At 58.4% G+C, this 22,273-nt stretch carries 14 protein-coding genes and 1 pseudogene; 10 read left to right on the plus strand and 5 right to left on the minus strand.

Features of this window, described 5'->3' with window-relative positions:
* The first annotated feature begins 360 nt into the window (after window positions 1–360).
* On the plus strand, window positions 361–1,374 hold the full coding sequence (locus tag HMPREF2751_RS08910) for a hypothetical protein (RefSeq protein ID WP_224783818.1): 1,014 nt from the start codon (window positions 361–363) through the stop codon (window positions 1,372–1,374).
* 118 nt (window positions 1,375–1,492) lie between these two features.
* Here HMPREF2751_RS08910 and leuA read toward each other — a convergent pair whose 3' ends face one another.
* Window positions 1,493–3,310 (minus strand): 2-isopropylmalate synthase, encoded by a 1,818-nt coding sequence (gene leuA, locus HMPREF2751_RS08915; RefSeq protein ID WP_049193461.1) that lies wholly within the window; start codon window positions 3,308–3,310, stop codon window positions 1,493–1,495.
* Window positions 3,311–3,646: 336 nt separating this feature from the next.
* Between leuA and HMPREF2751_RS08920 the strand changes: the two genes are divergently transcribed.
* A complete protein-coding gene (locus HMPREF2751_RS08920) occupies window positions 3,647–6,280 on the plus strand; it encodes a YhgE/Pip domain-containing protein (RefSeq protein WP_070595895.1) in 2,634 nt (877 codons plus the stop codon).
* Complete coding sequence (locus tag HMPREF2751_RS08925) at window positions 6,280–8,622, plus strand: YhgE/Pip domain-containing protein (protein ID WP_070595896.1); 2,343 nt, start codon at window positions 6,280–6,282, stop codon at window positions 8,620–8,622. Before HMPREF2751_RS08920 ends, HMPREF2751_RS08925 begins: the two co-directional genes overlap by 1 nt.
* A gap of 6 nt (window positions 8,623–8,628) precedes the next feature.
* On the opposite strand, the gene HMPREF2751_RS08930 is transcribed toward HMPREF2751_RS08925, so the two are convergent.
* Complete coding sequence (locus HMPREF2751_RS08930) at window positions 8,629–9,672, minus strand: class C sortase (RefSeq protein ID WP_070595897.1); 1,044 nt, start codon at window positions 9,670–9,672, stop codon at window positions 8,629–8,631.
* Window positions 9,673–9,828: 156 nt separating this feature from the next.
* On the minus strand, window positions 9,829–10,884 hold the full coding sequence (locus tag HMPREF2751_RS08935) for a DMT family transporter (protein WP_246823213.1): 1,056 nt from the start codon (window positions 10,882–10,884) through the stop codon (window positions 9,829–9,831).
* 459 nt (window positions 10,885–11,343) lie between these two features.
* Here HMPREF2751_RS08935 and HMPREF2751_RS08940 point away from each other — a divergent pair, with 459 nt between their 5' ends.
* The 6 genes from HMPREF2751_RS08940 to HMPREF2751_RS08965 all read left to right on the plus strand — a co-directional run bounded on the left by HMPREF2751_RS08940 (window position 11,344) and on the right by HMPREF2751_RS08965 (window position 18,315).
* Window positions 11,344–12,609 (plus strand): aspartate kinase, encoded by a 1,266-nt coding sequence (locus HMPREF2751_RS08940; RefSeq protein WP_016421883.1) that lies wholly within the window; start codon window positions 11,344–11,346, stop codon window positions 12,607–12,609.
* Window positions 12,610–12,618: 9 nt separating this feature from the next.
* A complete protein-coding gene (locus HMPREF2751_RS08945) occupies window positions 12,619–13,659 on the plus strand; it encodes an aspartate-semialdehyde dehydrogenase (RefSeq protein ID WP_049171166.1) in 1,041 nt (346 codons plus the stop codon).
* An 812-nt stretch (window positions 13,660–14,471) separates the two neighbouring features.
* Window positions 14,472–15,428 carry an iron-siderophore ABC transporter substrate-binding protein gene (locus HMPREF2751_RS08950; RefSeq protein WP_016421885.1) on the plus strand — a complete coding sequence of 319 codons (957 nt, stop codon included), beginning with the start codon at window positions 14,472–14,474 and terminating at the stop codon, window positions 15,426–15,428.
* A gap of 51 nt (window positions 15,429–15,479) precedes the next feature.
* Complete coding sequence (locus tag HMPREF2751_RS08955) at window positions 15,480–16,475, plus strand: FecCD family ABC transporter permease (protein WP_167389319.1); 996 nt, start codon at window positions 15,480–15,482, stop codon at window positions 16,473–16,475.
* The gene (locus HMPREF2751_RS08960; RefSeq protein ID WP_016421887.1) at window positions 16,472–17,524 is read left to right on the plus strand and encodes a FecCD family ABC transporter permease; all 1,053 of its coding nucleotides are present in this window, start codon (window positions 16,472–16,474) and stop codon (window positions 17,522–17,524) included. The genes HMPREF2751_RS08955 and HMPREF2751_RS08960 overlap by 4 nt, the downstream gene beginning before the upstream one ends.
* Window positions 17,521–18,315, plus strand: coding sequence for an ABC transporter ATP-binding protein (locus HMPREF2751_RS08965; protein WP_016421888.1), 795 nt, complete (start codon window positions 17,521–17,523; stop codon window positions 18,313–18,315). Before HMPREF2751_RS08960 ends, HMPREF2751_RS08965 begins: the two co-directional genes overlap by 4 nt.
* Here the strand turns inward: HMPREF2751_RS08965 and HMPREF2751_RS08970 are convergent.
* Entirely contained in the window at window positions 18,312–19,235 is a 924-nt protein-coding gene (locus HMPREF2751_RS08970) for a siderophore-interacting protein (protein ID WP_016421889.1), read from the minus strand. The two genes, HMPREF2751_RS08965 and HMPREF2751_RS08970, sit on opposite strands and share 4 nt — an antisense overlap.
* Before the next feature lie 111 nt (window positions 19,236–19,346).
* Window positions 19,347–20,536, minus strand: a pseudogene (locus HMPREF2751_RS10660) (IS3 family transposase); the annotation flags it as partial.
* Window positions 20,537–21,054: 518 nt separating this feature from the next.
* Here HMPREF2751_RS10660 and HMPREF2751_RS08985 point away from each other — a divergent pair.
* Complete coding sequence (locus HMPREF2751_RS08985) at window positions 21,055–21,702, plus strand: hypothetical protein (RefSeq protein ID WP_016421892.1); 648 nt, start codon at window positions 21,055–21,057, stop codon at window positions 21,700–21,702.
* Window positions 21,703–22,273 lie beyond the last annotated feature (571 nt).

Consider the following 22,273-nt stretch of genomic DNA (forward strand, 5'->3'; position numbering starts at 1 on the left):
TTTGCCACGAAAGTGTCATAAACCTAGTCAGTAACTTGGGCACTAGCTCGGCCTCAAGCTCAGAAGGACCGTGGGGCACGGTCACACGGGTCCCGTAAACCACGCAAACTACAAAAACCACGCAAGGCCCAAAAGTTTTCCCCCGACTGGGTGCTCAGCCGAAAAGGAATGGAACCGCGAGGGCAATTTCCGCGCCTTATTAAATAGGGGCCACAAAACAGTGCCACAAGCCAAGGCCACAAATAGAGCCACAAAACAGCGCCACAAAAATAGGGACGAAATAACTACCACGGGGCAACAGCCACAGGACAACAACCACGGGGCGGGGGAGAAATGGTCAACAAGAAACGCAAGCAACTGGTGGCGGACCAGTTTGGAATCATTAGGCCGGATGACCAGCCGGGGAATGGATACCGCGAGGTCGCAAGGCAAGCGCGGGCCGGTTATCTGGAGCGGCTTTGCCGAGGTCACTATGTAGTCGCGCACGCCTGGGAGGGGCTCCACCGCGAGAAACGCCTGGCTATTACTGCTTTGGCGGTGGTCTCCGAGACGTCGTCAGGCGTCATTTCGGGAGCTGCAGCGCTGGCCTTGCACGGTTCGTGGGTGCTGGTGCGCGATGCGAAGATTGTGGTCGTGGGCGGGAGTCAGGAGTTCCACGGCATCGACTATTGCATGCGCTTGCGCTCGGAGATCCATCTGGATCACACGCAGGGGCTCGCGGACCGGCGGGTCGCGGTGCTCGCGCGTGCGGCCTTCGATGAGTGTCGCGTCCGGTTCAGGCAGAAGGGGCCGGAGTCCGTGTCGTGGCGGGCGGCGGTGTTGGCTGTCGAAGGTGCGCTGCGGCATGGCGCCACGCGCGATCAGCTTGAGGAGCTCCCGGTGCATTATCCCAGCGTGCGGGGTCAAGAGCTGTTTCACCGTGCGCTCGCGGTCTGTCATGGTCGCTGCGAAACGGCCGGTGAGGCGCTGACTAAAGCCGCTCTTCTCGAGCTCGGACTGAAGTTCCACGAGCAAGCCGAAATCTGGACTCGCGGCACCAGCCACGATCCGCCGCACTTTCTCGCCCGCGTGGATTTTTATATCCCTGACCTGCTGCTTGTCGTGGAGTTCGACGGCCACATCAAGTATTCGGCGAGCGAGGTCGCGCCGACGCCCGAGGCTCAGTCCGAGCTGCTCACGCGGGAGACCTACCGCGAGCGATCGCTGCGCGCAACGGGGCTGGATGTCGCGAGGGTGGTGTGGAAAGAGGTGGAATTGCACGCAGTTCGCTTATCGACGCTCCGTTCAATCCTCATCGAGCGCGAACGCGTGGTAGCCGCAGGTGGGGTGACTTTCCGTGCGGATGTGCGCAATGCCGGCCCGTTGATTGGGTAGCGGGGCCGAGGGACCGCTGGATAGTTTGCCCCAAAAAGAAAGTGACTAGGTTTATGACACTTTGAGCACAAATTTTGCCACGAAAGTGTCATAAACCTAGTCAGTAACTATGTGGAGTTTAAGCCAGTGCGCGGTTGACCGCGCTGGTGACTGCCTTCAGCGATGCGTAGGTGATGGAACCAGCGATGCCGGAGCCCCAGACCTTGGTGCCGTTGACATCTGCGAGGACGTAGGCCGCAGCCTCGGCATCGTCACCTGCGGTGCGAGCGTGCTGGACGTATTCCTGAACCTCGACGTTGATGCCGAGCTTCTCCAGGGCGTTGGCGTAAGCGGCCAGCGGGCCGTTGCCGACACCCTCAACGGTCTGCTCCTTGCCCTCGTAGACGATGTGAGCCTTGATCTTGGTGGCGTCCGACTCGTTCTGAGGGGCATCGACAGTCAGGGCAATCTGCTCGAGTGGAGCCTCGCGGTCCAGGTACTCACCTGCGAAGATGTCCCAAATCGCCTTGGAGTTGACCTCGCCGCCCTCGGCGTCGGTGACTGCCTGCACGACGGAGGAGAACTCGACCTGCATGGAGCGCGGCAGGTTCATGCCGTGGTCCGTCTTCATGATGTAGGCCACGCCGCCCTTGCCGGACTGGGAGTTCACGCGAATAACGGCCTCGTAAGAACGACCGACGTCCTTCGGGTCGATGGGCAGGTAAGGAACTTCCCAGGTCACCGCGCGCAGGTCCTCGTCGGAAAGCTCCTTGACGGCAGCGCCCGGGCGGACCTTGTCTGCCATTGCGTCGAGGCCCTTGTTCACGGCGTCCTGGTGGGAACCGGAGAAAGCGGTGAAGACCAGGTCGCCGCCGTACGGGTGGCGCTCCGGAACGCGCAGCTGGTTGCAGTACTCGACGGTGCGGCGGATCATATCGATGTCGGAAAAGTCGATTTGCGGGTCGACTCCCTGGGTCAGCATGTTCAGGCCCAGGGTGACCAGGCAGACGTTACCGGTGCGCTCGCCGTTGCCGAAGAGGCAGCCCTCGATGCGGTCAGCGCCGGCCATGTAGCCGAGCTCAGCGGTGGCGATGCCGGTGCCGCGGTCGTTGTGCGGGTGCAGCGACAGAATGATGGAGTCGCGGCGGTTGAGGTTGCGGTGCATCCACTCGATGGAGTCTGCGTAGACGTTCGGAGTGATCATCTCCACGGTCGACGGCAGGTTGATGATGATTGGGTTGTCCGGAGTCGGGTCGATGACATCAACCACGGCGTCGACAACTTCCTTGGCGTACTCAACCTCGGTGCCGGTGTAGGACTCCGGCGAGTACTCCCAGCGCCAGTTGGTGTCCGGGTAGTCCTTCGCGATGGTCTTAATCAGCTCCGCGGCGTCGGTGGCAATCTTCTTGATTGCGTCCTTGTCCTTACGGAACACAACATCGCGCTGCAGGATCGAGGTGGAGTTGTAGAAGTGAACGATGACGTTCTTTGCGCCGGCACATGCCTCGAAGGTGCGGCGGATCAGGTGCTCGCGAGCCTGAACCAGAACCTGGATGGTGACATCGTCCGGGATCATGTTCTTCTCAATGATCTCGCGCACGAAGTTGTAGTCAGTCTGGGAAGCGGACGGGAATCCGACCTCAATTTCCTTGTATCCCATCTGGACCAGCAGCTCGAACATGCGGCGCTTGCGCTCCGGGCTCATCGGATCAATCAGTGCCTGGTTGCCGTCGCGCAGGTCGACGGCACACCAAACCGGTGCCTTAGTAATGCGCTTGTCCGGCCAGGTGCGGTCCTTCAGCTGGAAGTCCTGAACTTCCTGGTCGTAAGGCAGGTAGCGGTTGGTTGCCATCTGGGAGTTGCGCTGCTTATTCCAAGCAGGCTGTCCTTCCGGAATCTCGCCAGCAGGAGTGGAGATTACAGAAGGAGCGGAAATAAAAGCGTCGGAAGGAGACATGTTGTGGGCCTTTCTAATTCGGACTTTTCTTGTAGGCCGGCACAACTAACCCCGCGACGGGGAGCCGGCCTTAAACCCAAGCCCCGCCGCGGCATAGAAGCAGTAGTCCGCGTTGCATGTGATGTACCTTACCCCTTTGTTTATATGATTTTCATCATTCGGGGGTTTTAGTGGGGGAAATATGCGCGGGTTTCTGTGCCGTAAGAGTTCTGCGTCGTTAGGGGCTGTGCGGTGGGGCTCCGTGCAGTGAAAGGCGTTGCCGACGGCCCCACCCATCGATAGTTCTAAAACTAGTACCAATGTATTTAGTGGATTAAAGATGATAGCGTCCTTAAGGTGCAAACTAGCTGGTCTATTCTTAAGCGAGACTTGCGCCGTCTCCGCAATAGCCCAAGAGTGTGGGTAATCATCATCGGCGTGATGATCACCCCTGCCTTGTACTCCTGGTTCAACATCCCGGGCTTCTGGGATCCGTACGAGCACACCGAGAACATCGGTGTGGCAATTGTGAATGAGGACAAGGGCGCGAGTTCCTCGGTTACCGGAAGCCTCAATATCGGTAACCAGGTGGTCAAACAACTAAAACAAAATCATGAACTGGGCTGGCAGTTCCCCGATGCCGAGAAGGCAGACCGGGACCTAAAGCGCGGCAGGGTCTATGCCGAAATCACCATTCCGCCGAATTTCTCGCAGGAAATGGTTGACCTGATTCAAGGGCAGGGGCATCCAGCAAAGCTGAAATACCGCGCTAACCAGAAGATCAACGCGATCTCGCCGCACATCACGGCGCAGGGCGCGTCCGGTATTGATGGTCAGATTTCCGCTTCCTTTAATAAGGAGATTGCGAAGGCGGTCACCGAGGAGGTTAAGGAAGCTGGCGGCCTGCTGCAGGGCCGGTTCGATGCGGCTCGTCTCAATTCCGCCGACGCTTTCCAGGATGTCGCTGATGCGGTTGCCAATAGCCGCGATGAAGTCGGCGCTATCCAGGAGCAGATTGGCGATCTGCAGCCGACGATTGCGCAGATTAAGAAGACTCTTGGCAGCGTAGATACGGCCCTCGACGATGCCCAGGATGCGTTGACGCAGGTGCAGGCGATTACTGGTGAGCTCAACAACGAGGTCCTGAATTTCTCCGCGGATCTCAACGACGCCTACCTGCAGGGCAGTACCGCCCTGGTAGAGGGCACCGGTAACGCCAACGCCGCGATCGGCGCGATGACTGGCAATCTGCAGGGCGCAATTTCCCGTTCGGATTCCGCGACGGCTGCGGCGGAGGACATCGTCAAGCAGGCGGATCAGGTCATTGGCGGCCTGAATTCCCTGTTGGATGCCAGCCCGCTCAACGGCCCGGATAAACAGGCAATCCAGCGCACAATCGATGCGCTCGACGAGAGCAACGCCACCAATAAAGAGCTGGTGGAGGGCCTGAAGAACGTCTCCGGCTCGGCGCAGGGAACTCTTGACTCCCTCAACGCCACCAGCGAGGCATTGGCGCAGGCCACTAAGGACGGCAAGGCCGCCTCGGATCAGATTCGTCAGGCGTCCCAGGACGCACTCCCGCAGTTGAGCAAGGCGCTTAATCAGCTCAACGCGCGCGTGGGTTCGTACGCGGCGGCGCTGGGCGCGCAAAAGGACACCGTCAAGGAAACGTCCGCGCTTCTCGACGCTACGAGTGGGCAGCTTTCCGCTGCGGATCAGGTCCTCGAGAGCTTCAAGGCTGACCTTGATGGCGTACGCGATGGCCTGGAAACCGCGCGTCTCGATGTTCTTACCCTGGGTACCACCGAAGAGCGCGAAGCCATGAACATGGTCAATGACCTCGACCCCGAGGGAATTTCGCAGTTCCTGAGCGATCCGGCCGAGATCCAGACTGAGGCCGTGTTCCCGGTGGATCACTACGGCTCGGGTATGGCGGCGCTGTTTACCAACCTGTCGTTGTGGATTGGTGCGTTCATCCTGATTGTGATTTTCCGCGTGGAAGTTGATGCGGAAGGTTTCAAGGAAATCACGGTCGGCCAGGCGTACATGGGCCGTACCTTGCTACTGGGCATCATCGCTATTTTCCAGGCGCTGATTGTCTCCATTGGTGACATTGTCATTGGTGTGCAGAATGTCAGTGCGGTTGCGTTCGTCCTCACCTGTGTCGTGGTGGAGTTGTGTTATCTCGCCATTATTTACAGTATGGTGGCGGCATTTGGGCACGTGGGACGCGGTATCGCCGTGGTGCTCGCGTTTATTCAAATCCCTGGTGCCGCCGGTCTCTATCCAATTGAGATGACACCGGACTTCTTCCAGGCACTGAATCCGTTCTTGCCGTTGACCTACGGCATTGATGCTCTCCGCGAGACCATTGGTGGTTTCTACTCGAATTACTACTTGAAGAACATGCTCACCTTGATGGCCATGGCAGTGGTCGCCTACGTGGTCGGTTACTGGCTGCGCCGCAGCCTGTCCTCGGTCAATGTCTTGGTTAACCACCAGCTTGAAGAGGGCGGACTGGTCAACAACGAAGAAGTCCACCTGGTCGGTAGCGGATACAAGCTCAGTGACCTCGTCTTTGCGCTGCGTAACCGCGAGGAGTACCAATCGCGAGTCGACGAGCGGATGGAGAATCTGCGTGGCAGCTACACGCTGTTCATGCGCATGGCCATTGGCATCGCCGTGGCCGCCCTGGTGGTGCTGGGTATTTTGGCCCGTAACTACCCGGATCAGAAGGCCCTGTTCTTCGGTCTGGCTTGCCTGTTTGTGCTGCTCTGCCTCGCCTACATCGCGGTGCGCGAGTACGTCAAGCAGTCTGTGATTCACGCCCAGGAGCTCAGCGAGCTGTCGGAGGAGGAGCTGCGCGCCTACATGGAGCACCAAGCTTCCCATCCGCATGCGTACTCGCTGGAAAATGCTGGTGATTCGGTTGAGCCACAGGCGAAGGTGTCGTCGGCAAGCGTGAAGACTTCCTCAGAAGGTGAAGCCTAATGAGAAACGTTCTTGAAATTGTGCGGAATGACTTTCGGGTAATCCGCCAGAACACGATGACCGGCATCATGGTTTTCGGTCTGGTGCTGATTCCGCTGCTGTTCACCTGCTTTAACGTGCTGGCCAGCTGGGAGCCGTTTGAGAACACCGAAAAGCTGAAGATTGCGGTCGCCAGTAATGACCGTGGTCATCGCACGGATATCGGTGCGATTGACGTGAACTTGGGCAATGAGGTGCTGTCGAAGCTGAGCCGTAATCACGACATCGACTGGCAGATTACGGATTCTGAGGACGCCATCGACGGCACTAAGTCCGGTGACTACTACGCGGCAATCGTGCTTCCGGAGAACTTCAGTACCGAACTGATGACCTTCTACGTCCGAGGCACCAAGGCGCCTAAGCTGACGCTCTATACGAATGAGAAGAAGAACGCGCTTTCGTCAATCATTACGAGTAAGGGCGCGAGTGGCGTTATTCAGGAGATTGACAAGAACTTCACGCAGGTCGTCGCCAGTGTTGGGCTGGGCGCGATTACCTCGCTGGATGAGTACCTGAACACTTCCGACTCCAAGCAGGCACTGACGCGCGTGCAAAACCGCGTTGATGACACCGCCGCGCGACTGCGCTCCGGTGCGCAGACTGCTCGTTCGCTGTCTACGCTGGTGGAGACCACCGTGCCGCTGGTGGAGACCGCGGATTCCATTTTGGAAAACGCTGGTGCGCGGATGGACATTCTGCGCAATGGTTCGGGGGACGGCAATGTCGCCGGCGATCTGGATGCCGCGGTCGGCAATGTTCGCGACTCGGTTAGCACGGCGCTCGACGCAACGCAGTCGAGCTACGAAGGCGTGCGCAATCGCGTCAACGAGCTTGTCGACGGCACCCAGGCCACCAGCGGCGCGACCGCAGATACCTTTGATGCGATGGCGGCCAAATTTGGCCAGCAGGCCGACGGTCTGACTGCGATGCGTGACCGCCTGGAGGACACCGTTGGGGCAGTGGTTCCGGGTGTCGCTAAGCCGGGCTATGACCGCGCGATTTCCGATCTGAACACCTCGATTGCTCGCACCCGTGGGCTGCAGGAGAGTTTCTCCGCCGTGGCGGCGGATTTGCGTGGTGGCCGGGATACGGGATCGTCGATAAGCCAGGCGAAGGACGCTTTCACGGCTGCGATTGCCGCTGTGGAAAATGCCAAAAACTCCTACGAGCAGAACCTGCGCCCGCAGATCGACGCGCTGTCGGAGCCGGTGTCGCGTCTGAGCAACGACATCGAGGTCATTGGCGAGGACATTCGCGGCATCCGCGGTACGATTTCCGGCTCGCCGGTGGACACGCTGCGTAAGACCAGCGCCGCCACGATGGGTCTGAGCACCCGCTTTGATGATTTGGCCGCTCGCTTCGACGAGATTCACAACGCGCTGGAAGAGGCGAAGGACACCGGTGACCTCTCGCGAATTGCTGAGGCCGTCGGTGATGACCCAAGTGCCCTGGCAGCGCAGTTGGCCGCGCCGGTGCAGGTCGAGGAGGACCCCGTCTTCCCAGTCCAGAGCTTCGGTGCGGGTATGGCGCCGTTCTATGCGACCCTCGCGCTGTGGATCGGTGCGCTGCTGTCGTCGGTACTGATCCGCACCACGGTCCGTAGCCGCGACGGTCAGAAGGTCGGCGATGAGGTCGGTGCTGATGAGGTCGAAGCTGCGCTCGATGATGCGCAGAGCGATGAGGCGCTCGATGATGCGCAGAGCGATGCAGCCGCTGAGGTCGGCGATGATGCTGACGCTGAGGCCGAGAAGTCCAGCGACCAGCAAATCAACGCTGCCCAGACCGATGACTACACCCGCGTCGAGAAATACTTCGGCCGGTTCGCCACCTTCGCCAGCGTGGGCCTGGTTCAGTCCACACTGATGGTGTTGGGACTCCAGGTGTACGTGGGCATCGAGCCCGCGCACCGATTCCTGATGCTGCTGGCCGGCTGGGTGATTTCGCTGGTGTTTATGATGATTGTCTTCTCGTTCGTCTTCACCTTCGACAACGCCGGCAAGGCCATCTGCGTGCTGTTGCTGGTGATGCAGGTCTCGGCCGCAGGTGGCGCGTATCCGCTGCCGCTGGTGCCACAGTGGGTCCAGAACATTAGCCCTTGGCTGCCGGGTACCTACGCGATCGATATGTTCCGCAGCTCCATCGCCGGTATCTATGAGGCAGACTACTGGAAGCTGATGTTCATGTTGGCGCTGTTCATCATCCCGTCGCTGATTCTGGCGCTGGGCCTTCAGCGCATCTTTGAAAAGGGAATCAACGAGATCAAGAACGCAATCGAGGAGACGAAGGTGATGGCGACTTCGTAAGGGGGCCTAATCCTCCGCCTCGTCATTCTCTGTCTCGTCGCTCTCGCGCTCGGCCTCCGGTTCGCTCTTGCCGTCGCGCGAGAGCTTCCGCAGCCACCAAATCAGCAGCGCAATAATCACCGCCGCTGCTGCCAGGATGGCCCACATCCACCACTGCCACTGCGAACCGCTGCCGTCGAACACGGATTCCTCGTCAGGATCCATCGGCACCTGGTGCCCCGTCACCAGCAGGCGGTGCGTGTTAATGCCGTAAGGCGTGCACGTAATCAGGGTGATTAGGTCTTCTCCGGGGACGCGTCGTAAAGCATCGGTTTCATCCGGCTTTACGACGGCTACGTCGTGGACCTCATACTTCAACTTATGACCCGCGACTGCGATGTAGAACGCGTCGCCCTTTTTGACCTTGTCGAGGTTGTCCCACAGCGTCGCATTTTGCAGACCCGTATGCGCCGACAGCGACGCGTGGCGACCTTCACCCTCGCCCACGCCGCCGACCGGGAAGTCGGTGCCGTAGAGGTGACCGACCCCGCGCGAGAGCGACTTTTCCGACGTGCCGTGGAAAATGGGCAGGTCAGAGTTGATGGACGGGATGACGATGCGGCCGAGCGCGTCGGTCTCGCCAAGCACGTCGAGGTAGTGGCGGTAGCGTTGGTACTCCGGGGAAGACTCGTCATCGGAGGTGGTCCAGGCGTCGCCGGGATTGACCTCGCCGAGGCTGGCGTTGTACTCGTGGGCCTCATTCCAGGCGGTGTCCAAGACCTCAGGAGGAGCGGATTTCTCCAGCTTGGAGTATTCATCTGCGGCGCGGGCCTGCAGGAAGTTGTTCCACTGCGTTGCGACAACCGGGTACAGCAGCACTCCCAAACCACCAATGATCAACAGCAGGGCGATGATGGTGTTCGAGTTGAGCTTCTTGCCTTTTTGGGGCTTTGCTTGGGTTTTGGATGCGGCGCTGGCGTTAGTATCGTTTGCGCGTTCGGACTTCCGCTTAGATGTCGGTTTAGATGCCCGCTTGGAAGTTGCCCGCTTGGAATGGGAATGACGCCCCATCGAGTCCTACCTTTGGTGACCTTGTGCATAGCGGCCACGGGTCTTTCTCACCAGGGACAGTTCCCGGGCAGGGATAGCCAGGCCGACAAATCGCTAACGACTTAATAAGTGCACATACCAATTTAGGTCATGCAACCCGGGAGAGCTGAACTCTACTCACCGTGCTGTGGCATCGGTGGAATCTGTGGTGGTGTTTGCGGTGCTTGTGGTGTCGGTGTCTGCGGTGTTTGCGATGCTTGGGGCGTCGGTGGTCGCGGTGTCTGCGGTGTTTTCGGTGCTTGGGGCGCTTGTGGCGCTTGTGGAGGTCGCCTCTGCCGGCCGAGCCGCCAGGGCAATAGTGGCAGAAATCATGGTCACCAGTGCGATAAACAGCGCCACCCACTGCACACCAACCGCCTGGAAGCGCTCACCAAGAACGATGTATCCCAAGCTGAAGGCAACGATCGGCTCCACGACGGTCATAGCTGGCAGCGAAGCCTGCAACGGTCCCGCGTTAAAAGCCGCCTGCTGCAGGCCGACGCCAATAACCGCCAGTGCCACCAGCAGCCAGAGTTCCCAGGAGAGCAGGAGTTGGACGAGTCCGTCATTGACATAAGTATCGACCACCGACTTAGACAGCAACGCGACGAAGCCGTACAGCCAGCCGGTTGCTGTGCCGAGCAGCAGGGCCTTCGGGTTCTGGCGCAGCACTCCGCGCTGTTTGGTGTCTGAGTCGCCACCGGCGCCGGTGCCGGTGTTGGGCCACTGAACTGCAGCGGCATAAAGCCCGCAGGTGACCACGCCACCGACGGCAAGAGCCCATCCCCACAGGTAGGTGGGGATATCGGTGGAGCCGGCGGTCGGCTTGCCGAGCAACACCAGCGTCGCCACCGCAAAAGTAAGCGCCACGGACCAGATCATCTCTGACCGCGAAATCCGCCGACCGTTGACCTTCGCCGCCAGCGGGAGCGTGAGCATCAGCTTCATGACCAACAACGGCTGCACCAGGAGCAACGTGCCAAATGCCAACGCCGCGACCTGAAATACATACCCGGCAATCGCCAGGCCCGAGCCCAGCCACCAGCGCGGCAGCTTCAGGGTCTTCGCCACTCCGCGAAGTGTGCTGGTGCCCTCTTCCAGTGTTCCGGAGAGGTTGTGGCGGATGACGGTTCCCCACGCGATGCTGAGTGCGGACAGCAGTGCCAGTATCGCAGCGAGAAGGTCATTGTTCACGTAGGGAATGCTAGGCATGCAACACTTGTCATGTCCACTTCGCAGGGGTTGGGCGGGGCAGTGGTTGGTGCCCGCAGCGCCTCGGGAATTAGCTGGTTCGGCCGATATGCTGACTGAGCTCGGGCCGGGGAGCCCGGAGTGGAGCTGGCTGAGCCCGGAGTTCTTGGCACAGTACCGAGAGTTACTGACTAGGTTTATGTCAGTTTTGACAAGTTTCAGGGCATATTTTTGTCATAAACTTAGTCAGTTTCACATTTGCAGCCCGCAGCAGCGTCCGATCCGCACCCAACCCATGCCCAATAACCCCGCAACCCCTACGCAACCCGATCCAAACCCTCCACGCAACCCCCACAAGCTACGTTTTGGTAACCCACTATGTAATTACGAATGCGACTCAAGTAAATTGAGTCAGTAATAGTTACGTGCATATAGTTGCCTAGTTTTTGGAGGTTGCCGACCATGGCACTGGTTGTGCAGAAGTACGGTGGTTCATCCCTGGAGAGCGCCGAACGCATTCGTCGTGTTGCAGAACGAATTGTGGAAACCAAAAAGCAGGGCAATGACGTCGTGGTTGTCTGCTCGGCAATGGGCGACACCACCGATGAGCTTCTGGACCTCGCTGAGCAGGTCAACCCGGTCCCGCCGGGACGCGAGATGGATATGCTCCTGACCGCCGGTGAGCGTATTTCTAATGCACTGGTCGCTATGGCGATTGCAAGCCTCGGCGCCTCGGCTCGGTCTTTCACCGGTTCACAGGCTGGCGTGATTACCACGGAGCGCCACGGTAACGCCCGCATTGTCGAGGTCACTCCGGGCCGTGTCCGTGAGGCTCTCGATGAGGGCCATATCTGCCTAGTGGCCGGTTTCCAGGGTGTAAACCGCGAGACCAAGGACGTCACTACGCTGGGCCGTGGTGGCTCGGATACCACTGCGGTTGCCCTCGCGGCAGCCCTAGAGGCGGACGTCTGCGAGATTTACTCCGACGTGGACGGCGTGTACACCGCGGATCCGCGCATTGTGCCGGACGCACAGCGTTTGGACAACATTTCCTTCGAGGAGATGTTGGAGATGGCCGCGGTTGGCGCGAAGATTTTGCAGCTGCGAAGTGTCGAATACGCCCGTGCGTTTAATGTCCCGTTGCGTGTGCGTTCGTCGTATAGCAATGAACTTGGCACCCTTGTTGATGGATCGATGGAGGATATTCCTATGGAAGAAGCAGTGTTGACCGGTGTGGCGCATGACCGCTCCGAGGCGAAGGTGACCGTGCTGGGCATTCCGGATGATCCGGGCCAGGCGGCGAAGATGTTCCGTGCTGTTGCGGATGCGGAGATCAACATCGATATGGTGCTGCAGAACGTCTCCACCGTCGCGGATAACCGCACTGACATTACTTTCACGTGCCCGCGCGAGGATGCTCCGAAGGCGATGGCGTTGCTGAAGAAGCTGCAGGCTGACAACGACTGGAAGGACGTGCTTTACGACGATCACGTGGGCAAGGTCTCCTTGGTCGGTGCTGGCATGAAGTCCCACCCGGGTGTGACTGCGACGTTCTGTGAGGCGCTCGCTGATGAGGGTGTGAATATCGATCTGATTTCCACTTCTGAGATTCGTATCTCGGTGCTGGTTAATGACCAGGATGTCGACAAGTCTGTGAAGGCCCTGCACGACGCTTTCAATCTCGGTGGAGACACTGAGGCTGTTGTTTACGCTGGTACGGGACGTTAAGGAGTTTTCATGACCACGATTGCTGTTGTTGGTGCCACTGGCCAGGTTGGTCGTGTGATGCGCACTCTTCTGGCGGAGCGTAATTTCCCGGCCGATAAGGTTCGTTTTTTCGCTTCTGCTCGTAGTGCGGGCAAGGAGTTGGAGTTCCGCGGCGAGAAGATTGTTGTCGAGGATGTCGCGGCTACTTCTGACGAGGATCTGAAGGGCATTGATGTCGCGGTGTTCTCCGCTGGCGGCACGCTGTCGAAGGAGCAGGCTCCGCGTTTTGCGGCTGCTGGCGCTGTTGTTGTTGATAACTCGTCGGCGTGGCGTAAGGATCCGGAGGTCCCGTTGGTGGTCTCCGAGGTCAACCCGGATGCTTTGCAGGACATCCCGAAGGGCATTGTCGCGAATCCGAATTGCACCACCATGGCCGCGATGCCGGTTCTCAAGCCGCTTCACGACGAGGCCGGGTTGCAGCGTCTGCGTGTGTCCTCCTATCAGGCGGTCTCGGGTTCGGGCCTTGCTGGTGTGAATACTCTGGCTGGCCAGGTGCGCGAGAACATCGACAACCTGGAGAAGCTGACCACTGATGGTTCGGCTCTGGTTGCGGAGGACTTTGGTCCGTATGTCGCACCGATTGCTTTCAACGCGCTGCCGGTGGCTGGAAACTTTGTTGATGATGGTTCGCTGGAGACTGATGAGGAGCAGAAGCTCCGCAATGAGTCCCGCAAGATTCTGTCTATCCCCGAGCTGGCTGTTGCTGGTACTTGTGTGCGCGTTCCGGTGTTCACTGGCCACACGCTGGTGATTCACGCTGAGTTTGAGAATGCTCTGTCCGTAGAGAAGGCAACCGAACTGCTGGAGTCCGCGCCGGGCGTGAAGGTCGTCGACGTTCCGAATCCGCTTGCCGCCGCTGGTGTGGATGAGTCCCTGGTGGGTCGTATCCGTGTCGATCAGTCGGTTCCGGAGGGGCGTGGCCTGGTGCTGGTTGTCTCTGGCGACAATCTGCGTAAGGGCGCTGCTCTGAATACCATCCAGATTGCGGAGTTGTTGGTCGCTGACCAGTAGTTGAGCGCAGTACTTAAAAGCGCAAAAAGTTAAGCCTCGGCACTTAGCGAACTTCGTGCTCTCAATGACAACTACTCCCCACTAGTCGGTAACTGATTTCTCAGTCCAACTAATGGGGAGTAGTTCACATTGTTGCGGTAGGGGGCCTATTTTTTCTTATTGACGCCCACGCTTTCCGCTTGGCTGCAGCGCCAGCGGAATGTGAGATTGTGCGAGCGCAGTGCTGGGGGGGGGATTGCGTCACGGGAGGCGCCGGCGCCCTATTTGGCGGCGTGAGGATGTGCAGATGTCGCTAGACCGGGGATGCGTGGCCGACGGCGCCGTATTTGGGGCGCTAGCAGGGGTGAATGTCGCTAGAACGGGAATGCGTTAAAGACACTGATTTGCAGCTCCGCAAAACTGCAGGTCAGGGAATTGTCGCAAAATTCGGAGGCGCGCCTGTGCTGACAGATTCCCGTTCTAGCGACATTTCGACCTTCGAAGTGCAACTTTTCCGACAGTTGGTGCCACGAGTTGCAATAGCGCGAGCATCTCGGCATTGAGAGCCAGGGTGGCTAGGGTGGCCAGGGCGGTGACAGTGGCCAGGGTGGCTAGGGTGGCCAGCGTGGCGACGGTGGCCAGGGCGGCGATGGAGTCGGTAGCGGCCGAGCAGGAAGCGGACTAATTTAGGGTAGCCTGTTGTGTGGTTAGCCTTACCTGTGTAATATAGGCTCGATTGCTGTGTTGGCCGTAGCCGAAAGAGGCCATCAGTCTCTTGGGGCTACGGGTACTTTACAGCGTTTCAAAGAGTTCCTTACGCGTTAGGTTTTCACATGTTTCGAAACAATTCGCTGACCCGTCGAGCGGCGCTGAAGACCGCCGCTGTCTTGGCAGCATCCACTCTTGTTCTGTCTGGTTGCTCCCGAGGCGACGACGCGGCGGCGTCAAAAAATGAGGGCACCGGGGACGAGCGCATCGCCGCAGTTGGCCTGGGAGACAGCGATACCTTGCTCGCTCTAGGCATCCAACCAGTCCTCGTAGCGCCCTGGGGTGCTGAGGGAGATGTTGATGCATCTGGCGTCGGCCCATGGGCTACCGAAAAGCTCGGTGACAACAAGCCTGAAGTGGTTTACGGTACTGCCAACGGATTCACTGCTGAAATCCTGGAGAAGATCTCCGCCGCTGATCCGGACAAGATCATTGCGGTGAACTCTGCCGTAGACGCGCAGGCGAAGAAGGCGCTTAATGACATCGCCCCAACCACCGTTAAGCCAGACGGTGCCACGGACTGGCAGATCCCCTGGCGGGATCAGGTCAACCAGATCGCCGGCGCTGTAGACAAGCAAGAAGAAGGCGACAAACTCGTCGAAGAAACGCAGAAGGCCTTCGATGATTTCCAACAGCAGCACCCTGAGCTCAAAGGCAAGCGTGCGGCTATCGTCATGCCTTATCAGGGAAAGATCGGCCTGTACACCTCCGGTGACGGTCGCGGGCAGTTTATCAAGAGTCTGGGCTTCGAGATCCCGAAGGAGCTCGAAGGTAACGGGGGCGAGTTCTACCGCGACATCGCACCTGAGAACTACAGCGACCTCAACAACGTCGATTACCTCTTCATCCTTGATTACCAGGGTGCCGCCGATACCTTGAAGAAGGATCCAACATTCAGCAAGCTGGACGTTGTTCGCGAAGGCAAGGTCCGCTGGATGGACGAAAACGTGGGCAATGCAATGAGTATGCCGAACCCATTGACCATCCCCTGGGCAGTCGACAAGTTCTCTGACGCAATTTAATTGAAAGTGTCCGTTTCAAGAACTCGACATTCTTTGGTGTTTTCCCGGCGTTTGCTTACTTCGGCCGCACTCGTTGGCTTGGCTTTGCTGCTGCTTGCCTCCCTGTACTTGGGTTCCAAAGATCTTTCCATTGGCGAAGTGACCAGCATCCTCATGCATGGTCCGCACCCATCTACGCAATCCGGCATCATTTGGGACTTGCGCGTTCCGCGCACCCTCTTGGCTGTGATCACAGGCGCAGCCCTGGCTATGGCGGGTGCCATTGCTCAGAGCTGGACCCGCAACCCCCTGGCAGATCCCGGCATTATCGGCGTGAACGCTGGAGCAAGTTTCGCAGTCGCTGCGGCACTGACCTTGGGCTGGGCAACGACGGTCGGGGAGCGGACACTTGTAGGGCTCGTCGGGGCGGCCGTCGCTGCCTCAATCGTGCTGTTGATTTCCCGCGTATCGCGTAACCCGCTAACTCTGGTACTCGTGGGCGTGGGAGTTACCTTCGCCCTGCAAGCGGCCACGAATATGCTGAGCCTCTATTCTTCCGACACCCTGGAAGGGCTCCGCCGCTGGACCGTTGGCTCTACAGCTGGGCGGGGTATGGAAGACGTGGCCTTAGCTGCTTTAGGTCTAGCACTAGGTGCTCTATGTGGTGCGCTTGCAGCACGCCCGCTGGATCTACTTGCGATGGGAGAGGACTCCGCCCGTTCCCTTGGCAGCTCGCCCACGAGAACCCGCTTGTTGGCTGCCGCAGCGGTGATCATCCTCGCCGGCTCGGCGACAGCCACTGTGGGGCTTGTGACATTCGTGGGCTTCGCCGTGCCACACCTACTACGCCCGTTTACCGGCCCGTCCCTGACTCGCCTCTTGCTGCCGACCGGCATTGTTGGTGGCGCGGCTGTGTTGCTAGCCGATATTGTGGGCCGCTTCGTCCTGCAGCCTAACGAGCTGGAAATGTCCATTGTCTTAGCTATTGTCGGTGCCCCAGTGATGATTCTGGCGGTGCGACGTAAGAAGAGTTCACCGACCTCGAATGACTCGGAGCTGACGATATGAGCGATATGACGTCTATCCGTAGTATTAAGCGTTCACGAAGCAGACGCGTCCTGGCGGCTTCGGCAGGGTTCGCCCTCATAGCGGCTCTTTGTTACTGCTTAATCCTGGGGCAAGGAGCGGTGAAGCTCAGCCCGATGGAAGTCATCGAGGTTCTCACCGGTGGGGGCACACAGCAAGCAATCAACGTGGTGTGGGATCTCCGCCTGCCTGTAGCAATCGCTACCGTTCTGGTCGGCGCGGCTCTAGGGCTGGCAGGTGCGTGGACTCAGACCATGGCCCGCAATCCGCTGGCCAGCCCGGACATTCTCGGTGTATCCGGCGGCGCGGCGGTTTTGGTTGTGGCGGGCACCGTAGTTACCCGCCCTGCATGGAGTGAGGGGGTGCCGACGTTCTGGTGGCGTGCTGCACTCGCTTTGCTTGGCGCACTAGTGATCGTTGGTTTGCTCGTTCTACTCGGTGGCTTCGGGACGTCGCAGCGCGTAGTGGTCATCGGCCTGGCACTGTCTTTCCTCACGCAGTCTTTAGTGCAGTATCTCCTGCTCCGGGCTGACTTAACTCGTGCCACGGATGCCCAAACTTGGCTCGCTGGGTCTACCGGCTTTGTGCGTATGGAAGCTTTGTTTCCTATGGTGTTGGGCCTGTTGCCCTTCGTAGTTTTAGGCCTTTGTGTTACGCGCGATGTCCCTCTTCTTTCTCATGATGACGCCACCGCGTCCACACTTGGGGTAAATGTCACGAGGGTGCGCGCTATTTTGCTCATTGCCGCAACGGGCATTGTCGCGGTGGTGGTTTCCTTTGTCGGCCCAATTGGATTCGTGGCACTATTGGCTCCTCAGCTGGCCAAGCTGGTGGCCGGAACGCCCACGCCCCATCCGTTGTGCTCTACTTTTGCAGGCGCTGCTCTATTAGCTGCGTGCGCCGTCGTGGCGGGCGCACTGCCATTTACATCCCCTGTGGGTTTGGTTACCGCCATCATCGGTGGCCCCGCGTTGGTGTTGCTTGTGTGGTTGGCGGCCCGTCGCGGAACTCTGAAAGGAATGGTTCAATGAACGTTCAAGTTGATCACGTCACCGTGGGCTACAACGACGGCCCAAGCATTGTTAAGGACGTGTCTTTCACTGCAGAGCCCGGGAAGGTCACCACGCTCTTAGGCCCCAATGGTTGTGGCAAGTCGACGTTGCTCAAGACGCTTTCTCGGCTGCTTGCTCCCGCCGAAGGACGGGTTCTTGTAGAGAAAAAGGACGTGCATAGTTTGCGGTCGCGCGAAGCCGCCCAACTAATTGCGCTTTTGCCACAACACCCGCTGTGTCCGGCGGGATTGACCGTTGGAGAACTTGTGGAGCGCGGACGGCACCCTTATCGTCGATCGCTCTGGGGTGGGGGAGCGACGGCGTCAGAAGATAAAGAAAAAGTGCGCGAGGCGCTGAAGAAGACGAAGGTTGACCATCTTGTTGCCCGCGACGTGGCGGAGCTTTCTGGCGGCCAGCGGCAGCGGGTCTGGATGGCGATGGTGTTGGCGCAGGATACGCCAATTGTGCTGTTGGACGAACCGACTACCTACCTAGATCCGGCACATGCGATAGAGATTCTAAGTATCGTGCGGGAGCTCGCTCAAGAGGGCAAGACGGTGATTACCGTACTTCATGATCTTGGCCTGGCGGGAGCTTTTAGCGACGAGATGATCGTCATGAAGGAAGGGGAAAAGATCGCCGAGGGTTCTCCAAAGGAGGCTCTGACGGTGGATGTGTTGCGCGAGGCATATGGCCTGAATGCCGAGGTGTGGGAAGATCCCCGCGGTATGGCTCCGATTATTGTGCCGCGAGGGATTGTGGCTAATTAAGGCCGTGCCCTGCCTAGGAACCAATAGGGGCACCACTGCACGGATTCGCTATTGAGGCCCCAGGTGTGAATTGCGTGGCGCCGTACTTCCTTGCAGAGCTGTCCTTCACCCGCGACCCAGACGTACTTCGACTGTGTTGCGGGGTGTTCGGCACGGTCCAGTTGCTGTAGGTGGGACATCACTGCCGTGCTGAAGTCCGTTGTAGCGCTAAACAGCACTTCTAGGCTGCCCAGCTTGCTCTCCCAGTCGGCGACGAGGGATGGCTCGAGGTCACCATGGTTCTCGGCGACCACTACGAGGTGTATGTCGCGCAACTGTTCCGGGGCAAACGCATCCGCGTAATCCAAAATGGCGCGAACGGAAGGTACGGCAGATGGGTCTGCGATAAGTGTTTGTGAACTTTGCGCGCGGTGCCAGAGGCCCTGGCATGTCCAGATGCCTACCTGGTCGCCAACACGAGTTGCAAGAGCCCAGGCGAGCCCTGGTCCGACGTGCTCATCCTTTGGATTTTTGACGCCATGTGTCGCCACGTCGAAAGTTATCTGTCCGCACTCGGGATCGAGTGAGCGTACGGTGTACCAACGTAAATTTGGGCGTTGGGTCTCCGGCATGGCTGTAACGCTTGCGCGGATATTGGCGCCACCTCCGTGGAGGGGTAAATGGAGATTCTCGCCGGGCTTAGCCGGCATAAAGAGGCCAAAGAATTCGTCCGGGCCGGAAAGCTGAAAGCCGACTAGCTCGGGGGAGCGGATGACAATCCTCTGCAGGTTTTCTGCCGGGGCGCTGACGTCATAAACAGTGGCGCGGATGATTCGATGGTGCGGTTCAGAAGGGGCGGCCAAGAGTAGGTGGTCAGAAAAGGCCGCGCGGTAGGCGGAAGTGTTCGTCGGAGTGTTCAGGGTAACTGGGTTCGAGGTCATAGTGGGAGTTAACTTACCCTTACCTAAAGCAAAAGTGAAAGGGTGAGGGGCAGAAAAAGCCCCGCGGGGATCCGAGGTGAACTGGTCCCCGAAAGTTGGACTGGTTTAACTCTAGGCGGTTAGGGCTTCAAGGGTCTGATTTCGATATTGCATCGGGGTCAGGCCCTTGAGTCGTTGTTGGACGCGTTCGGTGTTGTACCACTGGATGTATTCGTCGATTACTTGGTTGAACTCTGCGACCGTGTCGAAGACTTCTCCGTGGTACATCTCGGTTTTCACGTGGCCGAAGAAGTTCTCCATGACCGCGTTGTCGTAACAGTTGGCTTTACGCGACATCGACTGAACACCGCCGTTGTCGCCGATCAGGTCACGCCACGAGGCATGCTGGTACTGGAAACCTTGATCGGTGTGCATCATCCACCCGGGTTCAGGTGCCCACGCCGCGATCACCTTGGGCAAAGAATCGGTGGTCAACGCTGTCGACGGCGATGTAGCCACAGTGTGGGCAACGATTGAGCGGTCGAACAAGTCCATCACCGGTGACAGGTAGACCTTGCGGCCTGCAACCCTGAACTCGGTGACGTCGCTGACAAAGACGGTATTTGGCTGATCCGGGGTGAATTTGCGGTCAAGCTTGTTGTCGGCAATGTGGCTGATCGTCCCGGTGTAGGAAACATAAGGTCTACGTTGGCGGATCTTGGCTCGCAGCCCCATCTCGCACATGAGTTTGTAGACGAGTTTGTGGTTGACCACCCACCCCTGGTTACGCAGGTCAAGTAGCACTCGTCGGTAGCCGTAGCGATGCTTGTTACGCTCGAAGCTTTCCCGAATCGCTTGCTTGAGCTCGGCGTGCTTATCTGGCTTACTGAGTCGTTTCTGGTGGTAGAAGAACGTCGACCGTGGCATACCTGCTGCCTCTAGGAGGTACTCCAAGCGGTGGTGCGACTTGAGGATGACAATCGCCTGGACTTTCAGGCGCGTCCCTGATTCCTCAAGTCCCGCAATTTTTTTAGATAGGCATTTTCGGCCCGCAACCGTTCGTTTTCGCCACGCAGCTTGTCTTCCTCCGACAGCGGCTTCGGCGTGACCGATCCTTTGGGTCTGCCCTTCGGCTTCGGTTTCAACGCGTCATCGCCGTCTTTGCGCCATTTCCACGACCACCCGCGGACCAGCTGCTGTGATGACAGGCCAAATTCACGTGCAAGATCCATCGCTGTCTCGCCAGCAAGGTGGCGTTGGACAACTTCCTTCTTGATCTCGAACGAGTACTGCTGCTTAGTCGGTTTCTCCACAAGGCATAGCCTGCATGCAGCTTAAACCGACGACAGAGCATACGGGCGGCATACTTGGAGACACCAAGGGCATTGGCAGCGGCTGTATAACCCATGCCTTGCTCAAATAGTTCAACCAACTGCTCGCGCTGATATTCACTTAGCGAACTTCGTGCTCTCAATGACAACTACTCCCCACTAGTCGGTAACTGATTTCTCAGTCCAACTAATGGGGAGCAGTTCATTAGGTGCCGGGGCTTTTCTGCTGGAAAAGGCGAGCCTGGTTTGGGGTGACCAAAAGGCTAGCAATGTGACCCGTGACATGCGACGTTTGGGCATAAGTGCAGGTTAGATTTTGCCGTTTTTCTATTTCCAATTACTTGGCTGAAGTGCGTCGATTTTCTATATTGTGACCGTTTTTCATCACCGGTACGGTTTTCGTGTGAGCACGGCAGTGGCCGCAAAGGAGAAGGCGAGAAGCCCTTTACCTTCAGCTCTGGGCATCGCGCCACACCATCTATCTACACTTCATTTTCTAAAGGATCATCATGGATAACCTGTGCAATATCTGCGAACTGATTTCCTCCTTGCCAGCACCGGCTCCGCTGCCGGTACCTGAGTTCAACGTGAACTTCCCGGAGGGCCCGCTGGTTCAGGTCGACTCCCTGTTCCCGAATTTCCACTCTCTGACTGAGGGCGGCAACCTGGGTCTGCAGAACGTCGGTGGCGACCAGGACAACGCTCTGCAGAACGTTGGCGGCAACCAGGGTCTCCAGAACGCTGGCGGCGACCAGCTGAACGGCGGAGACCAGATTGGCGGCGACAAGCTGGAGAAGGGCGATAAGGTCGGCGGCGACCAGGTTAACGACAAGGGCCAGATTGGTGAGCGTCAGTCCGGTTTCCAGACCGGTGGCCAGGACCAGAGCCTGCAGAACGTCGGTGGCGACCAGGGTCTGCAGAACGGTGGCCAGGAGCAGGGTCTCCAGACCGGCGGTAAGAACCAGAATGGTCTCCAGACCGGCGGCCAAGAGCAGGGCATGCAGACCGGCGGTAAGAACCAGGGTGGCCTCCAGACTGGCGGCCAGGAGCAGGGTGCCCAGACCGGTGGCAACAACCAGGGTGGCCTGCTGGCCGAGGACGGTGCGGGTGACAACCTGCCAGTCGACCTGGACCTCACCGGTGCAAAGGCTATCTAAGACCGTCTAAGCCGACTTAGGCACTGCACTGCGCAGCTGTTAGCTTGCGCGGCGATTAGCGCGTAACAGCGCACGAGCGCCTTCTCACTCTTTGTGGAGTGGGGAGGTGCTTTTTGCGTTTATAGCTGGCGACGTGGGGTCGATCCGAGTTACTGACTGCGTTTATGACAAAAATGGCCCGAAAAATGGCTTGAAAGTGTCATAAACTCGCACAGTTTCACATTTGCAGCCCTCTATTCAGGCGCGATTTACATAACGTGATCTGCTGGAATGTCTTGAATCAGACCCATTTTTGTCTATTAACTGCAGATGGAGAGGGCTAGGGCGGAGAGGCAAATATTTATGCAGCCGCAATTAAGGCACAATTATGTGGCTTATTAAATGCGCCTAGGGGGTTTTTGCAAATGGCTCAGAGGTGTCATTATTGCGTCCGGAAAATTATTGGGGTGCATTTTCATTAGGTGGGGGGTGGGGTGTTGGCTGTGCCTTATCTCACAATTATAAGAATCGTGACATGGGAGACATTTCAACCCGAATTAATGGGTGGAGATTTATTGAAAAATCTTCATAT

This window comes from Corynebacterium sp. HMSC063G05, assembly GCF_001810555.1.
Taxonomy (GTDB): Bacteria; Actinomycetota; Actinomycetes; order Mycobacteriales; family Mycobacteriaceae; genus Corynebacterium; species Corynebacterium jeikeium_D.